The organism is Halomicrococcus pelagicus, from assembly GCF_051917725.1.
Classification (GTDB): Archaea; Halobacteriota; Halobacteria; order Halobacteriales; family Haladaptataceae; genus Halomicrococcus.
Window position 1 is genome coordinate 41,418 of record NZ_JBQBLX010000002.1, and the last position, 23,386, is coordinate 64,803.

The following is a 23,386-nucleotide window of genomic DNA, read 5'->3' on the forward strand; positions in this document are numbered from 1 at the left end:
GACCGACCGCGGCGAAAAAAGAACGTCGAGGATTTCCCCGACGCGCTTTTCCCCCCGGGCGCGAAACGGCGAACCGATGCAGGCAGTCACGCTCGGTCCGTCGGGCACCTACTCCCACCGGGCCGCCCGCGCGGTCGCCGACGACGTCGAGTTCCGCGAATCGGTCACGGCCATCGTGGAGTCGGTCGTCTCCGGCGAGTTCCCGCGCGGCGTCGTCCCGATCGAGAACAGTATCGAAGGTAGCGTCACCGAGACGCTGGACGCCCTCGCCGACAACGACGTGGCGGTCGTCCGCGAACTCGTGACGCCCATCCGGCACGCGCTGGTCGCGCAGGGGCCGGAGTTCGAGGTCGTCGCAAGCCACTCCCAGGCGCTCGCGCAGTGCCGGTCGTTCCTCGAGTCCGAGTACCCCGAGGTGTCCCACGAGGCGGTCGCCAGCACCGCCAGGGGCGTCGAGCGCGCCCGCGAAGACCCCTCGATAGCCGCCATCGCCCATCCGGACAGCGCCCGGGGCCTGGACGTGCTCGCGGAGGGCATCCAGGACCGCACGTCGAACGCGACGCGTTTCTTCGTCCTCGCGCCCGCCGAGGAGCGCTCGGAGGCCGGCGGGAAATCCTCGGTGGTCGTCTACCCGAACGCCAACTACCCCGGCCTCCTGCTGGAACTGCTCGAACCGTTCGCCGACCGTAACGTGAACCTCACGCGCGTCGAGTCCCGGCCCAGCGGCGAACGACTCGGCGACTACGTCTTCCACGTCGACTTCTCGGCCGGACTGTACGAGGAGCGCGCCCGGAAAGCGATAGCGGCGATCGAGGAGGTCGCCGAGAAGGGCTGGGTTCGCCGACTGGGGTCGTACGACATCGAACACGTCCTCGTCGGCGACGAGTAACCGACACCTCGCACTTCCTTCACCGGCGGTCGACCCCGACGATTACATTTAAACCCCGGGAAGAGCGACCCGTTCGACGACTAGCATCGTGTCACGAGTTCACACGCTACTCCTCGTTTCTGCCCGCAGTCAGTCGGTTTTTCGGCTCCGCGCGCGGTGAGACGACGACCACACGAACCCGCGTGGTCGTTACATTTATATAGAATCACAATCAATGTCGTGACTGTACTATGAGTCAGCGAATGCAAGGCCAGCCGATGATCGTAATGTCCGAGGAGTCCCAGCGAGTCAAGGACAAGGACGCGCAGGAACATAACATCACGGCGGCCCGTGCGGTCGCGGACGCCGTGCGCTCGACACTCGGCCCGAAAGGGATGGACAAGATGCTCGTCGACTCGATGGGCGACGTCACCATCACGAACGACGGCGTGACCATCCTCAAGGAGATGGACATCGACAACCCGACGGCCGAGATGATCATCGAGGTCGCCGAGACCCAGGAGGACGAAGCGGGTGACGGCACCACGACGGCCGTCGCGGTCACGGGCGAACTCCTGAAGAACGCCGAGGACCTCCTCGAGCAGGACATCCACCCGACCGCGGTCATCAAGGGCTTCCACCTCGCCAGCCAGAAGGCTCGCGAGGAGATCGACAACATCGCGGAGAACGTCGACACCGAGGACGAGGACCTCCTCCGCAAGGTCGCCGAGACCTCCATGACGGGCAAGGGCGCGGAGCTCAACAAGGAGCGCCTGAGCGAGATCATCGTCAACGCGGTCCAGAACGTCACCGTCGACGACACGGTCGACCTGGAGTTCGTCAACATCGAGACCCAGACCGGCCACTCCGCCGGCGAGTCCGAGCTGCTCGAGGGCGCGGTCGTCGACAAGGACCCCGTCCACGACAACATGCCGAGCAGCGTCGAGGACGCGAAGGTCCTCCTGCTTAACGAGGCCATCGAGGTCGAGGAGACCGACGTCGACACCGAGATCTCCATCAACGACCCCGACCAGCTCCAGAACTTCCTCGACCAGGAGGAGAAACAGCTCAAGGAGAAGGTCGAGCAGATCAAGGCCACGGGCGCGAACGTCGTCTTCTGCCAGAAGGGCATCGACGACATGGCCCAGCACTACCTCGCCAAGGAGGGCATCCTGGCCGTCCGTCGCGTGAAGAAGAGCGACGTCCAGTTCCTCCGCGAGGTCCTCAACACGGACATCGTCTCGGACCTCGACAGCGCGAGCGAGGCCAACGTCGCCTCGGGTAGCGTCACCCGCGACGACGACGACGAGATGTTCTACGTCGAGGGCGAGGACTCCCACGGCGTCACCCTGCTCCTGCGCGGCTCCACCGACCACGTCGTCGACGAACTCGAGCGCGGCGTCACGGACGCGCTGGACGTCGTCGCCCAGACCGTCAGCGACGGCCGCGTCGTCGCCGGCGGCGGTGCCATCGAGGTCGAACTCGCCTCTCGCCTCCGCGACTACGCGGACGGCGTCGAAGGCCGCGAACAGCTGGCCGTCGAGGCGTTCGCCGACTCCCTGGAACTCGTTCCGCGCACGCTCGCCGAGAACGCGGGCCTCGACAACATCGACACGCTCGTCGACCTCCGCGCGGCCCACGAGGACGGCGAGGTCCGCTCGGGTCTGAACGTCTTCAGCAGCCAGGTCGAGGACACCTTCGAGGCTGGCGTCGTCGAGCCGGCCCACGCCAAAGAGCAGGCCGTCTCCAGTGCCACCGAGGCCGCGAACCTCGTGCTCAAAATCGACGACATCATCTCCGCCGGCGACCTGTCGACCGACAAGGGCGACGACGAGGCCGGCGGCCCCGGCGGCGGCATGGGCGGCATGGGCGGCATGGGCGGCATGGGCGGCGCAATGTAGAGTAGGCCGCGAGCCCACTGCGCCCACCCCCGATTCACGCCGTACCGCACGACCGCAATCGGCCTGACGGCAGGCCGAAGCGTCGAACCGATTTCGTCTTCCCGACCGATTTCCTGCTTCTTTCGAACCCTGACCGGTCGTTCGCGGACGAGACTCGTCTCAGCTCCGGACCGGGAGAACGTGAGGCCGCTATCGCGTCCCGCCCCAAAGGCCGAACGACGGGGCGAAGTCACGCCCGTGGATGCGCTCCCGGACGCGCTCGACGACCTGTTCGGCTCTGCGAATTACCTTCGGTTCGCACTCGTACGCTACCCCCCGCTTCTCCAGCCACCGCCGCATCTCGGCGGACCCCTCGTGGCGACGAATGTCCTCCTCCTTGGCGTGTTTGAGCGGATGGCGCTTCCAGTTGTACTCCTCGTGGGCGTAGACGTCGACGCGATTCTCGGTCTGAGCGAAGAGCACGACGTGGAGCTGTCGATTGGCGAACTGCGACGGCCGGTACACCCAGCTTCCGTCGGTGGTGCTGCCCGCCGGCGTGTAATGGTACAGGCTCATCGGGTCCCAGACGAACCCCCCGTCGCGTAGCGTCGATTCGACGTCGTCTATCGAACGGTGGACGGTTCCGACGTATCCCGCGGGCCGGACACGGTAGTCCGGTTGGCCGACTCGACGGGCGATTCGGTCGACGACAGGACCGATTCGCTGTCGGATTCGCCGGGGAAGGCTCGGGTAGAACGAGTCGTCCATGATGTCGTGCGAACGTACGGTTTCCAGCCAGGAGAACGTGCTGGGGACGGTGCAGACGCGAGCGAAGCCGAAGCGAGTACCGACTGCGAGAAATCCGCCTCACCACGTCGTTCGCATACGACGGGTCCCGATAAAGCCACTCCGGGAACCCGCATGGCAAGCCCTGCACGATTCGACACCGTTTTAGGTAATTTATAGTGGAGGCGGACGAACTGTTCGGGTATGGAGACGCTCCTGCTGAACCAGGACGACGTGGACGCGAACACGCAGATGGGCGAAGTAATCCGGGCGATCGAGGACGCCTTCGCCGCGTACGCGCGCGGGGACGCCCAGATGCCCGCGAAGTCGTACATCGACCTCCCGCAGTACAACGGCGACTTCCGCTCGATGCCCGCCTACCTGGAAGCGGCGGACTGGGACGCCGCCGGCATCAAGTGGGTGAACGTCCACCCGGACAACCCCGAACGGTTCGACCTGCCGACGGTCATGGGAACGATGGTGTACTCCGACCCCGAGAACGCGTTCCCGCTGGCCATCATGGACGGCACGGAGCTGACGATGAAGCGCACCGGCGCGGCGGCCGCCGTCGCCACGGACCACCTCGCCGTCGAGGACGCCACGTCGATGGGCATCGTCGGCGCGGGCGTCCAGTCGTACACGCAACTTGAGGCCATCTCGGAGATTCGCCCCATCGAGGAGGTCGTCGTCAGCGACCCCGACGAGGAGGCGGTCGCCGAGTTCGTCGACTACTTCGGCGACGAGTTCGACGTGCGCGCGGGCTCCATCGCCGAGGCCGCAGCCTGCGACGTGCTCTCGACGGTGACGCCCGTCGAGGACCCCATCGTCACCCGCGAGGACGTCGGCGAGCACACGCACGTCAACGCGATGGGCGCGGACGCCGAGGGCAAGCACGAACTCGCCGACGAACTCCTGCTCGACGCGAAGATCGTCATCGACGACCACGCCCAGACCACCCACTCCGGCGAGATAAACGTCCCCTACCACGAGGGGACGCTGACGGACGACGACATCCACGGCGAAATCGGCGACATCGTCGTCGGCGACGTGGAGGGTCGCACCGCCGACGACGGCGTCACCGTCTTCGACAGCACCGGCCTGGCCATCCAGGACGTCGCGGCCGCCCACGTCGTCTACGAGCACGCCGACGAGAACGACAACGGCTACGCCTTCGAACTCGTCGGCACCGGACAGTAGTTACTCCTCTCCGCCCACGGGCGATTGCCGGGCCGCCCGCCCGGTCAACTTCGATACCAGCCACACGATGAGGAGGAACGGCAGGAGCGGGACGAGCAGGACGACGAGGCCGAGGAAGTAGACGATTCCGAAGGTCGTCATCTCCGCGTCGGGCCTGCCGCGGTAGTACGGCGTCACGGTTCGGATGGTTTTCTTGACGGCTCCGGGCTCTTCGTCGCTCATGGTTCGTCTCTGTGACCGCAGCGAAGATAAGCGTTCGCCGGGACGTGAGCTTTTAACGCCTGGCCGTCGAACTGCCTGGGGGGAGTTACCATGGCAAGACGAGGGAATCCGTTCGACGAAATCGAAGAGATGTTCGACCGAATGAGCCGGCAGTTCGAGAGCGTCGGCCAGCAGTTCGAGGAGTCCACCGGGAGCCTCGGCTGGCAGGGCGGGACGCAGATGTCGCTCGACGTGGCCGACAGGGGCGAGGAGTTCGTCGTCACCGTCGACCTGCCGGGCTTCGAGAAAGAGGACATCGACGTCCGACTCCACGACGACCGACTCAGCATCGACGCCGAGCGAGAGGAGAAGATAGAGGAAGGAAACGGCGAGTATCTCCGTCGAGAGCGTAGCCAGCAGTCGGTCAGCCGCTCGGTCTCGCTACCCGAACCGGTCGACGGAGAGAACGTCACCGCGGAGTACAACAACGGCGTCCTGTCGGTGACGCTGCCGAAGATAGACGGGACGGAGGAGTCCAGAGAGATCGACATCGGGTGACCGACGGCGGCTGGTTTTCCGACCACAAACGGCTTGTCCCGCGGGCCAATACTGTCGAGTATGACGCTCGAAACAGGCGACGACGCGCCCGAGGTCGAGGCCACCAACCAGCGCGGCGAGACGGTGTCGGTCTCGTTCGAGGCTCCGACCGTGCTCTACTTCTATCCGCGCGACGACACGCCTGGCTGTACCGTCGAGGCGAAACAGTTCAACGAGGAGATGACGTCGTACCGCGACGCCGGCGTGGCGGTGTACGGCGTCTCGACCGACGACGTGGAGAGCCACGAGGCGTTCGCCGACAAGTACGACCTCGAATTCGACCTGCTCGCCGACCCCGACGGCGAGATAGCCGACGCGTTCGGGGTCGACCTCGACGGGAACGCCGCCCCGCGGACCACGTTCGTCCTCGACGAGGGCGAGGTGAAGGCGACGTACCGCGGCGTCGACCCCGACGGCCACGCGCGCGAGGTCCTGCAGGACGTGCTCGACGAGAACCTGGCGACGCTGAACTGACGGCGTTTCGCCGGATACCTGTCCGGACGAAAGCATATGTACGACGGTCGCGTCACGGGTTACATGAACTGGGAGTTTCTCGCCCGGTACGGTGGCCTGTACACGCTGCTCGGCGGCGGCGGAACGGTCGCGGTCGCGTACGTCCTTCCGTCACCGTATCACGCGTACGGCCTCCTCGGTGTCATCGCCGTCGGCGCGCTCCTCATCGGCAAGGCCGCCGTCGACAGCGGCGGCGGCCCGACGACCGGCGGCGACGTCGTCGGGTCCGCTGCCGGCCTCGAAGCCCGAGGGGACGAGACGTTCGCGGCGCGCGACAGCAGACCCGCGAACGCAGGCCAACTGTTCTACGCCGTCGGACTGGTCGCGTTCGGTCTCGCCGCGCTGGTGTCGATTCTGTGACTCCGGGGCGCTCGTCGGGTCTCCGAACGGTCGGTCGACCGCCGTCCTCCGTGGGGAGGCTGCATCGAAGCCTGCGCACAACCGTCCGGTGGCGATAGCTGTTCGGGGGGCAGACTCCGTGAATCGACGCGGAAGGACTTTGTTGGTTCGACCGAGTGGTGGCCCTATGAGTTTCGAGCCGGGTCCGCTCGCCGAGGTCCTCGTGGTCGTCGAGGAGATAGGGGCGACGGGCGAGCCCGTCACAGCGGGCGAGCTCGCGGCGGAACTGGGCTGTTCTCGCGCGGCCACTGCCGACGCGCTCGACGAACTGGCAGCGCGGGGTGACGTAGGGAGCAAGCGGGTCGACGGGACTCGCGTGTGGTGGACCCAGACCGGCCCGAAGGCGTCCGGCGAGACGCAGTTCGAGTCGCTGGTCGAAGCGGTCGAGGAGTACGCCATCTACCTGCTGGACCCCGACGGACGCGTCGCCACGTGGAACGAGGGAGCGAAGCGAATCGAGGGGTACGACGCGGCGGAGATAGTGGGCGAACACTTCTCCACGTTCTACACCGACGAGGACGTCGAGGCAGGCGTTCCGGAGCGGACCCTCGCGGCCGCCACCGAGGGGGACGTCGTGGAGGAGAAGGGGTGGCAGGTTCGAAGCGACGGCTCGCGGTTCCGGGCGAGCGTCACCGTCACCGCGCTCTACGACGACGAGGGGGCGCTGTACGGGTACGCGAAGGTCACGCAGGACCTGACCGACCGACGCGAGCAGGAGCGTGAGCTCCACCGCGAGCGCGACCTCCTCCAGCGGGTGCTGGAAACGAGCCCTGTCGGAATCGCCGTTCTCGCGCCGGACGGGACGATAGAGCGGGCGAACCCCCGGGCCGAGTCGATACTCGGTATCTCGGGTGGGGGAGACGGGAGCCAGTCCGCGGAGTGGTCGGTGTACGACGCCGACGGAGAGCCGCTCCCCCCGGACGAGCGGCCCTTCGCTCGCGCCGTCGAATCGGGCGCGGCGATATACAACGAGGAGGTACAGATAGAGTTCTCCGACGGGGACAGACGCTGGCTCTCGGTGAGCGTCGCTCCCATCGTGGACGACGACGGGACCGTCGAGCGAGTGGTCGCGGCCGGCGAGGACATCACCGCGCTCAAGACGCAGGCGCGGCGACTCGAACGACAGCGCGACGAGCTACGGGCCGAACTCGACGACGTGTTCGAGCGAATCGACGACGCCTTCTTCGCGCTCGACGAGCGGTGGCGGTTCACGTACGCGAACGAACAGGCGGCGGCGGTGTTCGACGGTACGCCCGAGACCCTGGTGGGAGAACCAGTGTGGGAGCGACATCCCGACGTCGTCTCCACGGAGTTCCGCGAGCAGTTCGAACGAGCGATGGACACCCAGGAGCCGCTGGAGTTCGAAGCGTACTATCCGCCGGTCGGTTCGTGGCTCGAGGTCAACGTCTACCCCTCGGCGTCCGGTCTCTCCGTCTACTTCGACGATATCTCGAAGCGAAAGCGACGCGAGTTCGAACTCGAACGGTACGAACTCCTCTTCGAGACCATCGAGGACGGCGTCTACACCGTCGACGAGGAAGGACGGTTCACGCTCGTGAACCGCGCGTACGAGGAGATGACGGGATACGACCGCGAGGAGTTGCTCGGCGCGCACGTCTCGCTCGTCGTCGACGACGAAGCCGCGGAGCGCGGACTGGCGATATACGACGAACTGCTATCGGGCGACAGCGATACCGTCACCGACGAGGCGGAACTGCGGACGAAAAGCGGTGATTCGGTGCCCGCGGAGGCGACGTTCGCCCTGCTCCCGACCGAGTCGGGGCACGAGCGAATCGGCGTCGTCCGCGACGTGACGGAGCGCAAGGAGCGCGAGCGAGCGCTCGAGGAGTCCGAACGGCGCTACCGCACGCTCGCCGAGCACTTCCCGAACGGCGCGGTCGGTCTCTACGACCACGACCTGCGGTACATGCTCGTCGAGGGCGCTATCTGGGACGAACTCGACGTCTCGGCCGACGACCTGGAAGGAGAGACCGTCCGGGACATATTCTCCGGAAAGACGGCCGACCGCCTCGAAGCGCTCTTCCGCACCGCACTCGACGGCGAGACGGACTTCGCCGTGGTCGAGTTCGCCGACCGCATCTTCGAGACGTGGGCGACGCCCGTACGCGACGCCGACGGTGAGATACTCGCCGGTCTGAGCTTCTCGCGGGACGTCACCGACCGCAGGCAGCGCGAGCGGAAACTGGAGCAGTTCGCGAGCGTCGTCTCCCACGACCTCCGGAACCCGCTGTCTATCGCCCAGATGTACCTGACGATGGCGAGGGAGGAGGGCGACCCGGACGACTTCGACGAAGTCGAGCGCGCACACGACCGGATGGAGACCATCATCCAGACCCTGCTGGCGATGGCCCGGGACGGACAGACCATCGGCGAACCGGCGCCGGTCGCGCTGTCGTCCGTCGTCGAGAGCGCGTGGGGGAACGTGGAGACGAGCGACGCGACCCTCGTCCTCGACGTCGCGGACCGGACGCTGTCGGCCGACGGGAACCGACTCCAGACGGTGTTCGAGAACCTGTTCCGCAACGCGGTCGAGCACGGCGACGAGGACGTGGAAATCCGCGTCGGCGTCGTCGACGACGGGTTCTACGTCGAAGACGACGGGCCGGGAATCCCGCCGAACGAACGGCGGGAAGTGTTCGAGTACGGCAACTCCACCTCCGGCGGGACGGGGTTCGGTCTCGCTATCGTCCGAGAGATAGTCGAGGCGCACGGCTGGGACGTCACCGTGACCGACGCGACCGGCGGCGGCGCGCGATTCGAGGTCAGGGGCGTCGAAATCGCTACCGGCGGGCAGTAGTCAGGCGAGCGTCTCGACTATCGCCGCGCCTTCGACGTACGGGAGGTCGTGTCGCTCGGCGTACGTCCGGGCGTCGGCGGGCGAGAGCGCGCCGCCCGTCTCGTCGTCCAGCATCTCGCAGACGACGACGGCGGGTTCGCGGTCCGCGGCGTCGGCGAGCGCGATTCCGAGTTCGGTGTGGCCCTGGCGCTCGTCGAGCAGGTTCGGGGCGGCGCGCAGCAGGTGGACGTGTCCCGGCGCGCGGAACCGCTCGGAGAAGTCGGTGCCGTCGGGGTTCACGGCGGCGCTGGCGAGTTCCGTGATGGTCAACGCGCGGTCTTCGTCGGTGACGCCGGTGTACGTGTCGCGGTGGTTGACCGTCAGCGAGAACGACGACCGCTCGTCGTAGCCGAGTTCGTGCGCCTCGCTCGCGGGGTGGTCGAGTATCTCGTCCATGTACGCCAGTCCGAACGCCTCGGCGACGTCGGCGGTGAGCGCGACGCAGACGAGGCCGCCGGCGTCGTTGCGCAGGTGTGCGACGGCGTCGGCGGTGACGGCGCTCGCGGGGTAGACGAGGTCCGTCTCGCCTTCCCGGTCGGCCGCGTCGTGGACGAGCACGGGCGAACCGTCGCGGAACGCTTCGACTGCGCGCTCGACGCTGCCGGCGGCGGTCTGGCTCATGGTGCCTCCTCGACGTGGACGGTGAGGTGGTCGCCGTCCGCGAGGTCCATCGTCTCGCGGAGCTTCACGGGGGCGATGAGTTCGAGCTGATCCTCGTCGTGGTGGGTCCGCTCGGGCGTAATGACGTGCGCCTCGTCGTACGTCTCGCCCTCCGCGGTCTCCACCGATGCGGGGTAACAGACCGCCGGACCGTAGGTGCGGTCGCCGTCCTCCCAGCCGTCGATGGGGATCGGGTCGAGCGACTCCATCGCCGACCGGGCGCGGATGCTCTCGTCGGTGAGTTCGACGTTCAGTGTGCCGGGGAACGGCTCGTAGCCCAGCCGGTCGACGAACTGCTCGTTGTAGCCCGGCAGCGAGATGTAGTGGCGGCCCTCGCCCATCCCGCCCGTGACCGTCCCCGTGAGGTCGACGCCGGCCACGTTCTCGAAGATGCGCCGGTAGTCCTCGTACTCCCGCTTGAGTTCCCACTCGCCGTCGTCGGTGATGGACACCCACTGACCGTTGCTGACGATCTCGCGGGTGACCAGGCCCGCTTCGTCGAGGCGCTGGAGGCGACGCGAGGCCGTCTGGTTGGAGGCGTCGAGTCGGTCGGCGAGATCGGCACACGAGACCTTCACCTCGCTGTCGAGCGCACCGTCGAGCGCGAGAAGCTTCAGGGCCGCGAGTTCGTCGTACCCCACCACGAGCGATTGGGCTGGCATACCCGACACTCGGACCGGGAGTCGTTTAAGCGTACCGGAAGCGTGATGCGTAACGGAAACGTGATGGTGGCGGGCGCGGCAGGAGCAGTTCGGACAGGAGTAGCGGAGCCTGCCATCTAAGCCTACTGGTTCGCGGAACGGTCTCCCGCGGTAGCCCCAGAGCTTTCCCCGTCGAACGCGACGGGAGCGCATGGAGAAGGTGAACCTCGACGACGGTTTCGATTCGTTCGACGAACGCTGGTCGCCGCGCGTCGCGGCCGAACTGAACGGTCAGGCCGTCAAGTTCGCCAAGCTGGACGGGGAGTTCGTCTGGCACCACCACGACGACGCGGACGAACTGTTCCTCGTGCGGAGCGGGAGGCTCCGCATCGAGTTCCGCGAGGCGGAGGACGTCGTCCTGGACGACGGGGAACTCCTCGTCGTCCCCGCCGGCGTCGAGCATCGTCCGGTCGCGGAGACGGAGACGGAAGTGCTCCTGTTCGAGCCGACCGAGACGACGAACACCGGCAACGTCGAGAGCGAGCGAACCGAGTCGGACCTCGAACGGCTGTGAGAATCAGTCCCCGGTGACGGGGTCGCGCGCCCAGAACTCGCTGCCCTTCTGCAGTTTCGGCACCCAGGTGTCCTCCGTCGTCGAGAGCAGCGCCACCCGGGAGGCCGGCACCTGCTTCAGCACGTCGTGGTCGGGCATGTGTCGCTGCACGTCCTCGGCGAACGCGACGACGTCCTCGTGGTCGAGCATGGCGTCGCGGTCCAGGCGGTCCTGGGAGTGGCCGACGTGCATGTACGCCTTCAGTTCGACGAAGTCGGGGTCGGCGCGCTCGTAGAAGCCGGCGTACCAGTCGGGGTCGTGGACGTTCTCGCCGCCGACGAGCGTGGTCCGGAGGACGGTCCGCGTCTCCTCCTTCTCCGCGAGCACGTCCATCGTGTCCACCAGCTTCTCCCAGGCGTCGTCGTCGACGGCGCGGACGGTGCGGTCGAAGGTGGCGCGGTCGGCGGCGTCGACGCTGACGTACAGCTGGGTGGGGTCGCACTCGGCGAGCACGTCGGGCTTCGTCCCGTTGCTCACGAGAAAGGTGGTGATGTCGCGGTCGTGGAACGCCTCGATGAGTTCCGGCAGGTATGGGTAGAGCGTCGGTTCGCCGTCCAGCGAGATGGCGACGTGGCGCGGCTCCATCGACTCCTCGAACACCTCGCGGGGCACCTCGTCGTTGCCGCCGAACCCCGACAGCAGTTTCCGCTGGAGTCGGATGCTGGCGTCGACGACCGCCTCGGGGTCGTCCCACTCGACGTCCCCGAGTTCGTAGGCGTGGCCCTGGTGGTCCCGCCAGCAGAACACGCAGCGCTCGTTGCACTTCACCACCGGCGTCATCTGGATGCAGCGATGTGACTGAATTCCGTAAAATATATTTTTGTAACACTTTCCTTCGCCGCGAAGCGCGTTCGCCGTCCAGCCACAGGTCTGAGCAGCAGTGTGATTCTCGCTGTGGTAGCTTGGACTATCTACCTGTTTTGGGCCATCCGATTCACTCATTGGAGAACGAATGACTGCCAAGGGTAAAACGTTCTTTCCTCTCTGGCCATCTCCTACAGGTGTCTCTCAGGGATGATCGCGTGACTGACGCGATACGTTATGGGCCATAAGAAGTCCCACAAACGGGACAGTGCGTCCAATGTGACTCAAGCGCTTCTCCACACTCGACACACGAATCCGTCGTCTGGTTCCTCACAGGTGCGCGCTCGGTCTATTGTGAGCGCCCCGCCCGCCAAGGCGCAGAAAAAATACCCACGAGAGGCGTTTCATAATCGGTTTCGCCTGTGCAGAGATCACTACTACGGGTCTAAGCGAGAACGCATCATCCCCTGGCAGTTCATAATCGGCCTCAATCCCCGCAAGGAAGATTGCAATACGCAGATTGTGGGTCAACTAGGACGAAAAATGCGGGTGTCGAGAACGGACGCGTCTGCTCGGCTACGTCGACGTGGGGCTGATGCTCCGCCGTATGAGGATCTGGTTCCGAGGAGTACGAGGAGTCCGAGAATCCAATTATAGACAAAATCGACAGACAGCAACCGATTATGAAAATATACACCGCCGAAACAGGGGAATTTCGACGCCGTTTCCGACATCGGTATTTGCCCCGAGACGCGCTATTTTCGACCCTTCAGCCCCCAATCTGAGCAAACAGCGCACTCTCCGTCTCCCGACCTAGTTCCCCTCCGCGGGTTACTCCGTAGCCTTCTTGCGGGGACCGGGGCCGATTATGAACCAGGTTCGCTCCTTGGAAACCGCTGATACGCCTCGTAGTCCGTTCTCTCGTGCTATCTCCAATTATGAAAAGCGAGGCTGTTCCGAACCTCTCGCTTTCCCTCTCTCACCCCGTGGCATTTGCCTCGACAGCATGCAAAACGTTCTTTCCTCCCGGCCGAGAGTCCGCGCTCCGCGGCGTCCGCCCGGGCAATCCCGACAACCCCCGCCAGCGGACCGGTGCGAATCGGTCGGCGTCCGAATCGACCCCGTCCCACCAAATCCTTTAGGGGTGGACGGTCCTGTCTCGGCCATGGATTTCGACGCCGACCAGCTAGAGGGACGACTGATGAGCCACGGCGTGTACGTCACGTCGCTCGACGCCGATGGGGAACGAATCGTGGTCGAGTACGAGTCTATCGCCGCCGGGAAGGCGGACGCGGTTCCGAACCGGGAGGTCGGTCGGGTCATCAACGTGGTTCGGGACCTGACCGAGACGCCGCGGGGCGTTCGCGGGTCGGTGACCGACCTCGACGGCGAGCCGGTGGGTCGCTGGCACGCGGAGGCCGAGTGGCTCCGGGCACTCGAAGACGGCGAGCTTTCGCAGGTCGAGTTCTCCCAGCGGGTGGTGGAGACGATAACGGAGTCGTGAGGGGTTCGACGGTCCCGTCTCCGGTCGTCTCCCCGCAGCGGTCTCGCGCCGCGACGCCGCGGGAGCGCGTCGTTCAGAAACCCCTTTACCGACCCACCCGGAAGGAGTCGGTATGTTCCTGACCTTCAGGGAGGAAGTCGAGGACGCCATGGACGGCGCGCTCGACGCGCTCGGCCTCCCGACCGACGACCTCGGAATCGAGACGCCCCCGGAGGGCGTGGACGCCGTACTCGCCTCCAGCGCGGCGTTCCGACTCGCCGGAGAGGTCGGCGCGCCCCCGCCGGAGGTGGCGGGCGACCTGGCGGACGAGATCGACGCCGACGAGTTCGAGTACGTGTCGGCGGCGCTCGCCCAGGGGCCGTACGTCAACTTCCTGCCGAGCGACGCCTACTACGAGGGCACCGTCGAGCAGGCCCAGGACGAGGAGTACGGCCGCCTCGAACCCACGGGCGAGGAGGTCGTCGTCGAACACACCAGCGCCAACCCGACGGGACCGGTCCACGTCGGCCGGGCGCGCAATCCCATCGTCGGCGACGCGGTGGCGCGGGTGCTCGACTTCGCGGGCCACGACGTCGACCGCCACTACTACGTCAACGACGCCGGCCGCCAGATGGCGGTGTTCACGTGGGCCTACGAGACGTTCGACGAGGAGGACCTCCCCGCCCCCGAACGCGAGAAGGCCGACTACGACCTGGTGCGCTACTACCGCAAAGGCAACGAGTTCCTCGAAGAAGGCGACCCCGAAGCGGTCGAGGAGGCCGAGACCGAGATTCGGGCCATCATGCAGGGCCTCGAAGACGGCGACGAGGAGGCCTACGAACGGGTCCAGACCGTCGTCGACGCCGTGTTGGGCGGGATGCGCGAGACCCTCGACCGCCTGCCCGCGGAGTTCGACGAGTTCGTCAAGGAGACGAGGTTCATGCGCGACAGTTCGACCGACGACGTGGTCGACCGGCTGAAGGAACTCGACCAGGCGGTCTACGAGGAGGAGGCCTGGCAACTCGAACTCGACGAGTTCGGCATCGAAAAGAACCTCGTGTTCCTCCGGTCGGACGGCACCAGCCTCTACCCGACCCGGGACCTCGCCCATCACGAGTGGAAGTTCGACGAGTACGACCGCGCGGTGACGGTGTTGGGCGAGGATCACAAGCTCCAGGCCGAGCAGATGAACGCCACGCTCGAACTGCTCGGCAACGACACCGACCAACTCCGGCAGGTGCTGTACTCGTACGTCAACCTCCCCGAGGGCAAGATGTCGACCCGTGCCGGCACCGGCGTCGACCTGGACGACCTGCTCGACGAGGCCATCGACCGCGCCCGCCAGGAGGTCGAAGATCGACTCGACGACCGCATCCGCGACGACGACCTCTCGGAGGCCGACGTCGACCGCATCGCGCGGCAGGTCGGCATCGGCGCGGTCCGCTACGACATCGTTTCCAAGCAACCGACCAAGGCCATCACGTTCGAGTGGGACCGCGCGCTCGACTTCGAGGCCCAGAGCGCGCCGTACGTCCAGTACGTCCACGCGCGCTGCTGCGGTATTATCGCGGAAGCCGACGAGGCGCGACGGGCCTCGGTGGAAGCGAGCGGTGAGCAGAGCGAACCGCGAACCGGCAACGAGAGCGCGATTCCCGACGCCGTCGACGCCTCGCTGCTGGAGGCGGACGAGGAGCGCGAACTGCTGGAGGTCATCGCACGCTTCCCGGCCGTCGTCGAGTCCGCCGCGGACGACCTCGAACCGCACACGGTCGCCACCTACACCCGCGAATTCGCGGAGACGTTCAACGCCTTCTACCGGGAGTGTCCCGTGCTCGCCGACGACGTGGACGACGACCTGCGCGACGCCCGCCTCGCGCTCGTCGTCGCCGCCAGACACACCGTGGCGAACGCGCTGTACGTCCTCGGCGTCGAAGCGCCCGATTCGATGTAGAAGTCAGGGCGGCGACGGCGTCGCCGCCGGCCGATTCTATCGGGCGACGTATCAGTCGCGGAGCGGCGGGTCCTCGAACTCCGCACCGCAGTCCTGGCAGACGACGACCGTCCGGCCCCCCTCGCCGAGCGCGACGCGCAGGTCCTCGTGGCCGCACTCGGGACACGCGCCGGGGACGCGCGCGTCCCCGCAGTCCGGGCAGACGAGTTTCGGTTCGTCCCCGCCCGTCTCCAGGCGCACGTCGCCGCGGCCGCACTCGGGACACGCCAGGGGAATCCGCACGTCCTCGCTGTCCCGAGGTGCCCCTATCGCGAGCGCCACGAGGTCGCCGTCAGAGTCGTTCCTGCCCGACTGGAACTCGCCGGGGGCGAACCGTATCGCCTCGCCTTCGCCGACGGTGACCTCGCCGCGCTCGCTCGCGGGCTCACCGCTCGACCGGTCCGCGTCGCTCCACCACGCGAGCGTCTCGAAGGTCGCCTCCCCCTCGACGACGTAGAACACCTCCTCCTGGTCCACGTGGGCGTGAAGCCCACCGGGAAATCCCTCGCCGGGGGCGAGCCGGTAGCGGTTGACCGCGACGTCGATCGTCCCCAGCGGGTTCGATAGCCCGTGTCGGTCGACGCGGGCGTCGCGTTCCGCGTCGTCGGTGGAGACTCGCTCCATGTCCGTCGGGTCGACCAGCATCCACAAATCGTTTCGGTCCTCGCAACCGCCGGGACCGCACGTTCCCGGGGCGCTCCGCGAGCGGACGAACCCGAGACGTTCCGCGGAGAGGACGATTCCCGGGCCGTTCCGCGCGACGGACGCGTTCGGGCCGCTCTGCGTGCTACGCCTCCTTCCGGAAGACGAGACAGTAACTGTGGTCGTAGCCGTACCCGAACGCCCCCTCGCGGTCCGGGCTCCCCTCGTCCTCCCACGTCACCACGATTTCGCCGTCGAAGTGGAGGACCTCCGAGACGGCGTCCGCCACGTCCCACGCCAGCGGCGTCACGTCGCCGTCGTACTTCACGTTCACCACGTTGACGAGGACGGGCGCGCCGGGGGACAGGACCGACCCGAGTTCGGAGAACGCCCGCCTCACGTCGTCGAGATACGACTCGTAGTCGCTCTCGCCGTCGTAGTTCTCGAAGGGGTTGGTCTCCATCCCGCACACCATGAACGGCGGGGAGGTGAGACAGCAGTCGACCGTCGGCAGGTCGTACGCCGACAGCTCCAGGGCGTCCCCGTGGACGACGTTGTCGGGGTGGTCAACGCGGTCGCGGACGTACTCCGCGCGGTCGGCCTCGTACTCGACGCCGTAGGGGACGCGATCCATCGACTCCGCGACCGCTAGCGTGGTTCCGAATCCGGCGAAGGGGTCCAGGACGGCGTCGCCCGGGTCGGTGAACTCCCCGAGGAAGTGCTCGACGAACGACTCCGACATGACGACGTCGGCGTCGAGCGTCGGCGGGAGGTCGTGCTCCCTTTCGTGCCGCAACGTCGTGAACGTCCGCATGGCCAACGTATCATCCATCGAACCCATAAGCGGTTCGCTCGCGGGACCGGAGCAGTCTCCTCCGACGGGCGCGTAGAGGTCAGGGATGACGGACCGTCCCGGCCCAGACGACGCCGACGCGAACCGCCCCGACGCGAGCGACCCGGACGCCGAGCGGACCAGACCGGAGACCGAATCGAGTTACGGCATCCCGGCGAGCGGGGAGGGGATGCTGCCGTGGTCGTTCGTCGCCGAACGGATGGCGAGCGACCGCACCTACTGGGCGTCGACGACGCTCCCGGACGGTCGCCCGCACGCCCGTCCCGTGTGGGGCGTCTGGATCGACGACCGGTTTCACTGCGGCGGCGGCGAGCGCACGCGCTGGGTCCGGAACCTCGCCGCGAACCCCGCTATCGTCGTCCACCGCGAGAGCGGTGACGAGGTCGTCATCGTCGAGGGCGAAGCGGAGGAACTCGCCGACGAGGAACGCCTCGCGCGCGTCGACGCGGCCTACGAGGAGAAGTACGGTACGCCGCACGGGACGCCCGCGTTCGCGGTCCACCCCGACGCGGTCCTGGCGTGGAGCGACTTCCCGACGGACGCGACCAGGTGGGAGTTCCGGAGCGACGGGTGACGGCGGGTCGGTCGCGAGTCAGTCCGTCGACGCCCACTCCCAGTCCTCCTCGACCACCGCCGGGTCGTGGAGGTGGCAGGCCGCGGGGTGGCCGACGCCGGTCACCTGCTCCGCGGGGTCGCGGCGTTCGCAGACCGACTCGAACTCGCTCCGGAGGCGCTCGTCGGCGGCCTCGACGTCGCCGCGGACGACGTCGTCGAGCGCGGCCGACAGCACGCGGTCGGCGGCGTCGTCCCCGAGCGACTCGGGCAGGCCGTACTCCTCGCGGAGCGCCGTCCTGACGCCCGACTCGTCGACGTCCTCGGGGTCGTCCGCGACGCCCTCGGCGACCGCGAGTTCCCGGAGCGACGCGCGGTCGACGTCGCGGTCCGCGACCGCCATCCGGAGGTCCATCACCGCGCGCCAGTCGTCCTGGTCGAGGTCGTAGCCCTCGGGCTGGACGACCTTCGGGCAGCGCGGATGGAACCGACAGCCGGACGGCGGGCTGGCGGCGTCCGGCACGTCGCCGGTCAGGGTGACCTCCCGGTCGGGGGCGTCGGGGTCCGGCGTCGGGACGGCGGCGACCAGCGCCTGGGTGTACGGATGCTGGGGGTTGGCGAACACCGCCTCGGTGGGACCGCGTTCGACGATTTCGCCGAGATACATCACGCAGATGCGGTCGCAGATCTGCCGGACGACGCCCATGTCGTGGCTGATGAGCAGCAGGGAGAGGTCGAACTCCGCCTGGAGGTCGTCGAGGAGCGCCAGAATCTCGGCCTGCACCGAGACGTCCAGCGCGGAGACGGGTTCGTCTGCGACGACGAGGTCGGGGTTGAGGACGAGCGCCCGGGCGAGGGCGGCGCGCTGTTTCTGCCCGCCCGAGAGTTCGTGGGGGTAGCGTTCGAACTCGTCCGCCGAGAGGCCGACGCGCTCCAGCAGGTCCTCGGCGATGGCGCGCCGACGGTCGGCGTCGGACATGCCGTGGACGAGCAGCGGTTCGGTGACCGACTCGCCGATGGACATCCGCGGGTCGAAGCTCGCGGTCGGGTCCTGGAACACCATCTGGGCGCGCCGCCGGAACGCCTTGCGCTCGGCGCGGTCGTACGCGCCGACGTCGTCGCCGTCGAACGTGACCGTGCCGTCGGTCGGCTCTTCGAGGTGAAGCAGCGACGTAGCGGCCGTGGACTTCCCGCTGCCGGACTCCCCGATGAGGCCGACCGTCTCGCCCGGGTACACCTCGAAGTCGACCCCGTCGACGGCGCGCACCCGGCCCACCTCGCGCCGGAGGGGGCCCTCGGTCACCGGGTAGTGTTTCTTCAGTCCGTCGACCGAGAGGAGCGCGTCGCTCCGCGTCTCCGACGGTCGCTGGCGTCGCTCCGTCATCGGTCACCTCCCCACGTCGAGGCGGCCTCGCCGAGCACGACCGACTCGTCGCGGTCCGGGCGGTAGTAGACGCAGGACGCCTGTTGTGTCCCGCCGACCGTCCGGAGTGGCGGCTGGCCGTCGCGGCGACACTCGTCGGTCGCGTGCGGACACCGCGGGTGGAACCGACAGCCGGACGGCGGGTCGACGGGGTCGGCCAGCGACCCGCCGATGGGTTGCAGGTCGCGGCCCTGTCCCGGCAGGCAGTCCAGCAGCGCCCGGGTGTAGGGGTGGCTCGGGCGGTCGAACACCTCGTGAACGTCGCCCCGCTCCATCACCTTGCCGCCGTACATGACGACGACGCGGTCGGCTATCTCCGCGACGACGCCGAGGTCGTGCGTGACGAAGAGGACCGCCATGTCGCGTTCCGCCTGGAGGTCCGCGAGCAGGTCGAGAATCTGGGCCTCGATGGTCACGTCCAGCGCGGTCGTCGGTTCGTCGGCGACGAGCAGGTCCGGGTCCGAGGCGAGCGCCATGGCGATGACGGCGCGCTGGCGCATCCCGCCCGAGAACTGGTGGGGGTAGTCGTCGACCCGGGTCGGCGCTTTCGGGATGCCGACGCGTTCCAGCAGGTCGACGGCGCGCCGGCGGGCGGCCGCGTCGCCGACGTCCCGGTGGAACTGGACGGCCTCGACCAGTTGCTCGCCGACGGTGTAGACGGGGTCGAGCGCGTTCTGCGGGTTCTGGAAGACGTGCGCGATGCGGTTGCCCCGCACCGTCCGGAGTTGCTTCTCCGAGCGCTCGGTGAGGTCCTCGCCGTCGAAGACGATGCGACCGCCGGTTATCTCGCCCGGCGGCATCGGGACGAGCTTCGTCACCGACTCGCAGGTCACCGTCTTGCCGGACCCCGACTCGCCGACGAGACACACCGTCTCGCCGCGGTCCACCTCGAAGCTCACGCCATCGACGGCTCTGACCGTGCCGTCGCGGGTGTCGAACCGCGTGTGCAGGTCCTCGACCGAGAGCAGGGGGTCGGCCATCAGTCGTTCACCCCCTCGACCCTCGGGTCGAGCACGTCGCGGAGCGCGTCTCCGAGGACGTTGAACGAGACGGTCGTGAGCACCAGGACGAGAACGGTCGCGCCCGACTGCCACCAGAGCCACGTCGGGAAGTATTCGCTGAACATAGCTGTTTGAATCACGTATCCCCACGACCGGTACGCCGTGAGGGGGCCGAGTTTGAGGAACGACAGCGTCGTTTCGACGATGATGAGCGTCGGTACCTGGAGCGTCACCGCGGTCAACACCGTACTCGAGACGTTCGGGACGATGTGGCGGCGGACGATGGCCAGCCGACTGCAGCCCGCGTTCCGGGCGGCCTGCACGAACTGGGCGTCGCGCTTCTGGAGCGCCTCGCTGCGTACCAGCCGCGCGACGCCGCCCCAGTTCAGCAGGCCGAAGATGAGGATCATCAGCGCCAGTTCGACGTGGTACATCGTCCGCGCGACCAGGTAGACGAAGAACGGCGGAATCGCCTGCTGGACGTCGACGTACCGCATCAGCGTCTCGTCGACGCGACCGCCGAAGTAGGCCGCGACAGTGCCGACTATCGTCGCCAGCGGCACTACCAGCATCGACGTTATCAGCGCTATCTGGAGCGCGACGCGGCTCCCGCGCAGGATGAGCAGGGCGACGTCCCGTCCGGCGCCGGTCGTCCCGAGCGGATGGAGCCACGTTCCGTGGCACACGTCGTTCGTCACCGCTCCGACGCAGTTCGACGTCGCGAACACCGAGGTGGTGAATCCGACCGGCGGCTGCACCGAGGACATACCGCCGTAGGCCCCGTCGCGTGCGAGCATGTACTCCTCGACGGGAGCGGCGAGCACCGGTCCGAACAGCCCCGCGAGGAAGAACAGGCAGACGTACACGAAGCTCGCCGTCGCGAGCCGGTCCGTCCGAAGCTGTCGCCAGTAGTAGCGCGTCATCCGGGGGTTCCGCGCGAGCGGAACCACGACGTAGAACGCGAAGACGACCAGCGCGAGGAGGAACAGCCAGTCGAGCAGGCTCACGTCCCACCACGCGAACGTCGCCTGCCGTTCGGGGAGGACGACGTAGTCGTAGAGGAACGCGACGAGCAGTGCGACGACGGTGCCGACGAACGCCCACGTTCGAGGGGTCGCCAGTCGTCGGTCGTCGTCCAGGGCCTCCCACCGAACGGACTCCGCGACGACGCCGTCGCTAGATGCACCAGCCATCGGTGGGGACACCTGCCTCGGGGGAGGGGAGGGCGGTTCCGCGGGCGTGCCGGGGACACCTCGACATTGTTCTGTAGAGACAATTATAGGTACTAAAAACCTGAGGTTGTGTCACGTACCCACGACCGTCTCGGCCACGAGACGTCCTCTCCCGGAGAGACGGACCCCGATGCGTCCGCCCCCGGAGGGGCGGGCGTAACTGCCAAAACGTTAATACGTTCCGGTGAGTCGCACGCGACCGTGAAGTGGTATCTCGCCCGCCGGCTGCTCTGGACGGTCGTCGCCGCTTACCTCGTCCTGTCGGGGGCGTTCCTCGCGCTCTGGTTCGCGCCGCCGCCGAGCGCCATGGAGTCGGGGTCGGCCATCTCCGTGCCGAACTCCCTGGGGTCGCCCAGCCCGGTCGTGGACTCCTCCGAACCGCTCCAGGAACGATACGTCGCGTTCCTGGTCAAGTACGCGACGCTCGACTTCGACGCCGAGACGACCGAGCGGCTCACCGGTTCGCTGTCGGTGACGCTCGCGTACCTCGTGCCGGCGTTCCTCGCCGCCGTCTTCGGCGGCACGTCGATCGGACTGTACGCGGCGATGAACCCGGAGAAGCCGCTCGGGCGACTGGCGACGCTGACGGCGTACGTCGGCGTCGGCGTACCGGGCTACTGGCTCGCCAAGTGGGCGAACGTACTCGCGTACGAGTGGTTCGACTGGGAGCGACGGTTCGCGTACGACGGCGGCCTCGCGCCGTGGAGCGCGGAGAACCTGCCGCTGGTCGCGCTTCCGTTCGCCGTCTCGCTCGTCGGGATGCTCGCGGTGCAGGCCCGCTACGCCCGGTCGGAGACGGCCGAACACGTCCACAGCGAGTTCGTCAAGACCCTGCGAGCTAACGGCGCGAAGCCCCGGACCATCGGTCGACACGTCCTGAAGAACGCCGCGGTACCGCTGCTCTCGCTGCTGTTCGTCCGGACGCTCACGATGCTGTTCGTCACCGTCGCCGTCGTCGAGGTGGTCTTCGGCATTCCTGGATTCGGTTCCGTCGCGCTGCACGCCGTCCGAAACCGGGAACTCGACCTCGTTCTCGCCGTAACCACGGTTCCGGTGTCGCTCGCGCTGCTGGGGAATCTCGTACAGGACGTCGCCTACACGTTCCTCGACCCCCGGGTCGAACTGGGCGGCCGGTAGCCGGCGACGGCCCCCGGACGGTCAGTCGAGCACGTCGACGGTCGCCTCGGCGGCGTTCGCTTGCACGCTCTCGATGCCCTTCCTCGCGCCCGCCTTCCGGTCGTACCCCTCGCCGCTGTCGGCGATGACGTTGCCGTTGTCGTGAACGAGCCGCCAGCGCCACTCGTCGGCCTCGTCGCGGTACAGTTCGAACGTTGCTTTGCTCATACCCCATCTGACGGTCGCGGTAAACTTGACTCCCCGCGTCTCGACACAATTCTGGACTGTCGTCGACTGGCTCGCTACCCCCGGTCCGCCCGCGCGGCGACCGACGGCGCGCGTTGGCGGAAAGCGAAAGCGGGCCACTCGTCGCGCCCGGAGGAGCAACGAGCCCGCACGTTCATCATGCTCCACGCCGTTAGGGGAGTCGAATGCGCTCGCTCGTCCCCGTCGCGTTCGTCCTCGCGGCCCTCCTGTTCGTCGGCGCGTACGTCGCCGGCTACCCCGTCCCCGGCGAGGCGTCCGTCGAGTCGCTCCAGGGAGCGGAGGTCGTCTCGGTGCCGGACGACCGACCCGCGAACGTGAGCGACCCGTCGTCGGCGCAGTTCCGTCGGTGGGTCGAGTTCTACGTCCACCTGTACGTCAACGAGGAACGGCGGGAGCGAGGGAAGACACCGCTGGAGTTCGACGCTGGACTCCGCACCGTCGCCCGCGGGCACAGCGCCGAGATGGCCCGCCAGGACTACTTCGCGCACGTCTCGCCCGACGGCGAGGACCCGGGCGACCGCTACCGGGAGTCGAACTACTTCTGTCTGCAGGGCGCGGGCGAGAACATCGCCTACACGTACTTCGGCCGCCGCGTTCGCACCGAGAACGGTACCGTCGACCGCTATCGGAGCGCGAAGCAACTCGCCCGCGGCGTCGTCACCCAGTGGATGAACTCGCCGGGACACCGCAAGAACCTCCTGTCGCCGAACTGGGAACGGGAGGGAATCGGCGTCTACTACGCCGACGACGGCCGTATTTTCGTCACCCAGAACTTCTGCTAGGTGCTCACAAAAAACTAAGTGGCCTGCAC

24 protein-coding genes are annotated in these 23,386 nt (G+C 67.5%); 13 read left to right on the plus strand and 11 right to left on the minus strand.

Annotated features, from left to right (window positions below; translation table 11 throughout):
- Positions 1-76 precede the first annotated feature (76 nt).
- Both pheA and thsB read left to right on the plus strand, forming a co-directional pair.
- On the plus strand, positions 77-889 hold the full coding sequence (pheA, locus tag ACTF4R_RS04975) for a prephenate dehydratase (protein ID WP_440006741.1): 813 nt from the start codon (positions 77-79) through the stop codon (positions 887-889).
- A gap of 230 nt (positions 890-1,119) precedes the next feature.
- On the plus strand, positions 1,120-2,769 hold the full coding sequence (thsB, locus tag ACTF4R_RS04980) for a thermosome subunit beta (RefSeq protein WP_440006743.1): 1,650 nt from the start codon (positions 1,120-1,122) through the stop codon (positions 2,767-2,769).
- Positions 2,770-2,958: 189 nt separating this feature from the next.
- On the opposite strand, the gene ACTF4R_RS04985 is transcribed toward thsB, so the two are convergent.
- A complete protein-coding gene (locus ACTF4R_RS04985; RefSeq protein WP_440006745.1) occupies positions 2,959-3,516 on the minus strand; it encodes a hypothetical protein in 558 nt (185 codons plus the stop codon).
- Positions 3,517-3,738: 222 nt separating this feature from the next.
- Between ACTF4R_RS04985 and ACTF4R_RS04990 the strand changes: the two genes are divergently transcribed.
- Positions 3,739-4,731 (plus strand): ornithine cyclodeaminase family protein, encoded by a 993-nt coding sequence (locus ACTF4R_RS04990; RefSeq protein ID WP_440006747.1) that lies wholly within the window; start codon positions 3,739-3,741, stop codon positions 4,729-4,731.
- On the opposite strand, the gene ACTF4R_RS04995 is transcribed toward ACTF4R_RS04990, so the two are convergent.
- The gene (locus ACTF4R_RS04995) at positions 4,732-4,953 is read right to left on the minus strand and encodes a DUF7535 family protein (protein ID WP_440006748.1); all 222 of its coding nucleotides are present in this window, start codon (positions 4,951-4,953) and stop codon (positions 4,732-4,734) included. It lies immediately after the preceding gene.
- Positions 4,954-5,043: 90 nt separating this feature from the next.
- On the opposite strand from ACTF4R_RS04995, the gene ACTF4R_RS05000 reads away from it, so the two are divergent.
- The 4 genes from ACTF4R_RS05000 to ACTF4R_RS05015 all read left to right on the plus strand — a co-directional run bounded on the left by ACTF4R_RS05000 (position 5,044) and on the right by ACTF4R_RS05015 (position 9,259).
- The gene (locus ACTF4R_RS05000) at positions 5,044-5,490 is read left to right on the plus strand and encodes an Hsp20/alpha crystallin family protein (protein ID WP_440006749.1); all 447 of its coding nucleotides are present in this window, start codon (positions 5,044-5,046) and stop codon (positions 5,488-5,490) included.
- Positions 5,491-5,550: 60 nt separating this feature from the next.
- Entirely contained in the window at positions 5,551-6,003 is a 453-nt protein-coding gene (locus tag ACTF4R_RS05005) for a peroxiredoxin (RefSeq protein WP_440006751.1), read from the plus strand.
- 63 nt (positions 6,004-6,066) lie between these two features.
- Entirely contained in the window at positions 6,067-6,402 is a 336-nt protein-coding gene (locus tag ACTF4R_RS05010) for a DUF8070 family membrane protein (protein WP_440006753.1), read from the plus strand.
- Positions 6,403-6,568: 166 nt separating this feature from the next.
- Positions 6,569-9,259, plus strand: a complete 2,691-nt coding sequence (locus ACTF4R_RS05015; RefSeq protein WP_440006755.1) for a PAS domain S-box protein — start codon at positions 6,569-6,571, stop codon at positions 9,257-9,259.
- Here the strand turns inward: ACTF4R_RS05015 and ribB are convergent, their stop codons facing one another.
- Positions 9,260-9,919 (minus strand): 3,4-dihydroxy-2-butanone-4-phosphate synthase, encoded by a 660-nt coding sequence (ribB, locus tag ACTF4R_RS05020; RefSeq protein WP_440006757.1) that lies wholly within the window; start codon positions 9,917-9,919, stop codon positions 9,260-9,262. It abuts the gene before it with no gap.
- Positions 9,916-10,620 carry a DUF120 domain-containing protein gene (locus ACTF4R_RS05025; RefSeq protein ID WP_440006759.1) on the minus strand — a complete coding sequence of 235 codons (705 nt, stop codon included), beginning with the start codon at positions 10,618-10,620 and terminating at the stop codon, positions 9,916-9,918. Before ACTF4R_RS05025 ends, ribB begins: the two co-directional genes overlap by 4 nt.
- Before the next feature lie 190 nt (positions 10,621-10,810).
- On the opposite strand from ACTF4R_RS05025, the gene ACTF4R_RS05030 reads away from it, so the two are divergent.
- Positions 10,811-11,173 carry a cupin domain-containing protein gene (locus ACTF4R_RS05030; protein ID WP_440006761.1) on the plus strand — a complete coding sequence of 121 codons (363 nt, stop codon included), beginning with the start codon at positions 10,811-10,813 and terminating at the stop codon, positions 11,171-11,173.
- A 3-nt stretch (positions 11,174-11,176) separates the two neighbouring features.
- Here ACTF4R_RS05030 and twy1 read toward each other — a convergent pair whose 3' ends face one another.
- A complete protein-coding gene (gene twy1 / locus ACTF4R_RS05035) occupies positions 11,177-12,154 on the minus strand; it encodes a 4-demethylwyosine synthase TYW1 (RefSeq protein WP_440006763.1) in 978 nt (325 codons plus the stop codon).
- Positions 12,155-13,181: 1,027 nt separating this feature from the next.
- Here twy1 and ACTF4R_RS05040 point away from each other — a divergent pair.
- Entirely contained in the window at positions 13,182-13,520 is a 339-nt protein-coding gene (locus ACTF4R_RS05040; protein ID WP_440006765.1) for a DUF8159 domain-containing protein, read from the plus strand.
- 112 nt (positions 13,521-13,632) lie between these two features.
- Positions 13,633-15,450 (plus strand): arginine--tRNA ligase, encoded by a 1,818-nt coding sequence (argS, locus tag ACTF4R_RS05045; protein ID WP_440006767.1) that lies wholly within the window; start codon positions 13,633-13,635, stop codon positions 15,448-15,450.
- 51 nt (positions 15,451-15,501) lie between these two features.
- Here argS and ACTF4R_RS05050 read toward each other — a convergent pair whose 3' ends face one another.
- Together ACTF4R_RS05050 and ACTF4R_RS05055 are read right to left on the minus strand one after the other, a co-directional pair.
- A complete protein-coding gene (locus tag ACTF4R_RS05050) occupies positions 15,502-16,113 on the minus strand; it encodes a cupin domain-containing protein (RefSeq protein WP_440006769.1) in 612 nt (203 codons plus the stop codon).
- A 163-nt stretch (positions 16,114-16,276) separates the two neighbouring features.
- Positions 16,277-16,945 carry a DNA methyltransferase gene (locus tag ACTF4R_RS05055; RefSeq protein ID WP_440006771.1) on the minus strand — a complete coding sequence of 223 codons (669 nt, stop codon included), beginning with the start codon at positions 16,943-16,945 and terminating at the stop codon, positions 16,277-16,279.
- 85 nt (positions 16,946-17,030) lie between these two features.
- Here ACTF4R_RS05055 and ACTF4R_RS05060 point away from each other — a divergent pair, with 85 nt between their 5' ends.
- Positions 17,031-17,558, plus strand: a complete 528-nt coding sequence (locus ACTF4R_RS05060) for a pyridoxamine 5'-phosphate oxidase family protein (protein ID WP_440006773.1) — start codon at positions 17,031-17,033, stop codon at positions 17,556-17,558.
- An 18-nt stretch (positions 17,559-17,576) separates the two neighbouring features.
- On the opposite strand, the gene ACTF4R_RS05065 is transcribed toward ACTF4R_RS05060, so the two are convergent.
- From ACTF4R_RS05065 to ACTF4R_RS05075, 3 genes are read right to left on the minus strand one after another with little or no spacing between them, the layout of a single operon-like run.
- Positions 17,577-18,920: an ABC transporter ATP-binding protein gene (locus ACTF4R_RS05065; protein ID WP_440006775.1), complete on the minus strand. Its 1,344-nt coding sequence runs from the start codon at positions 18,918-18,920 to the stop codon at positions 17,577-17,579.
- Positions 18,917-19,939, minus strand: coding sequence for an ABC transporter ATP-binding protein (locus tag ACTF4R_RS05070; protein WP_440006777.1), 1,023 nt, complete (start codon positions 19,937-19,939; stop codon positions 18,917-18,919). The genes ACTF4R_RS05065 and ACTF4R_RS05070 overlap by 4 nt, the downstream gene beginning before the upstream one ends.
- Positions 19,939-21,153 (minus strand): ABC transporter permease, encoded by a 1,215-nt coding sequence (locus ACTF4R_RS05075; RefSeq protein ID WP_440006779.1) that lies wholly within the window; start codon positions 21,151-21,153, stop codon positions 19,939-19,941. Before ACTF4R_RS05075 ends, ACTF4R_RS05070 begins: the two co-directional genes overlap by 1 nt.
- A 240-nt stretch (positions 21,154-21,393) precedes the next feature.
- On the opposite strand from ACTF4R_RS05075, the gene ACTF4R_RS05080 reads away from it, so the two are divergent.
- Complete coding sequence (locus ACTF4R_RS05080; RefSeq protein WP_440006781.1) at positions 21,394-22,329, plus strand: ABC transporter permease; 936 nt, start codon at positions 21,394-21,396, stop codon at positions 22,327-22,329.
- A gap of 21 nt (positions 22,330-22,350) precedes the next feature.
- Here the strand turns inward: ACTF4R_RS05080 and ACTF4R_RS05085 are convergent, their stop codons facing one another.
- The gene (locus ACTF4R_RS05085; RefSeq protein ID WP_440006782.1) at positions 22,351-22,536 is read right to left on the minus strand and encodes an HVO_2922 family protein; all 186 of its coding nucleotides are present in this window, start codon (positions 22,534-22,536) and stop codon (positions 22,351-22,353) included.
- A 203-nt stretch (positions 22,537-22,739) separates the two neighbouring features.
- Here ACTF4R_RS05085 and ACTF4R_RS05090 point away from each other — a divergent pair, with 203 nt between their 5' ends.
- Positions 22,740-23,357 (plus strand): CAP domain-containing protein, encoded by a 618-nt coding sequence (locus ACTF4R_RS05090; protein ID WP_440006784.1) that lies wholly within the window; start codon positions 22,740-22,742, stop codon positions 23,355-23,357.
- The last annotated feature ends 29 nt before the right edge of the window (positions 23,358-23,386 follow it).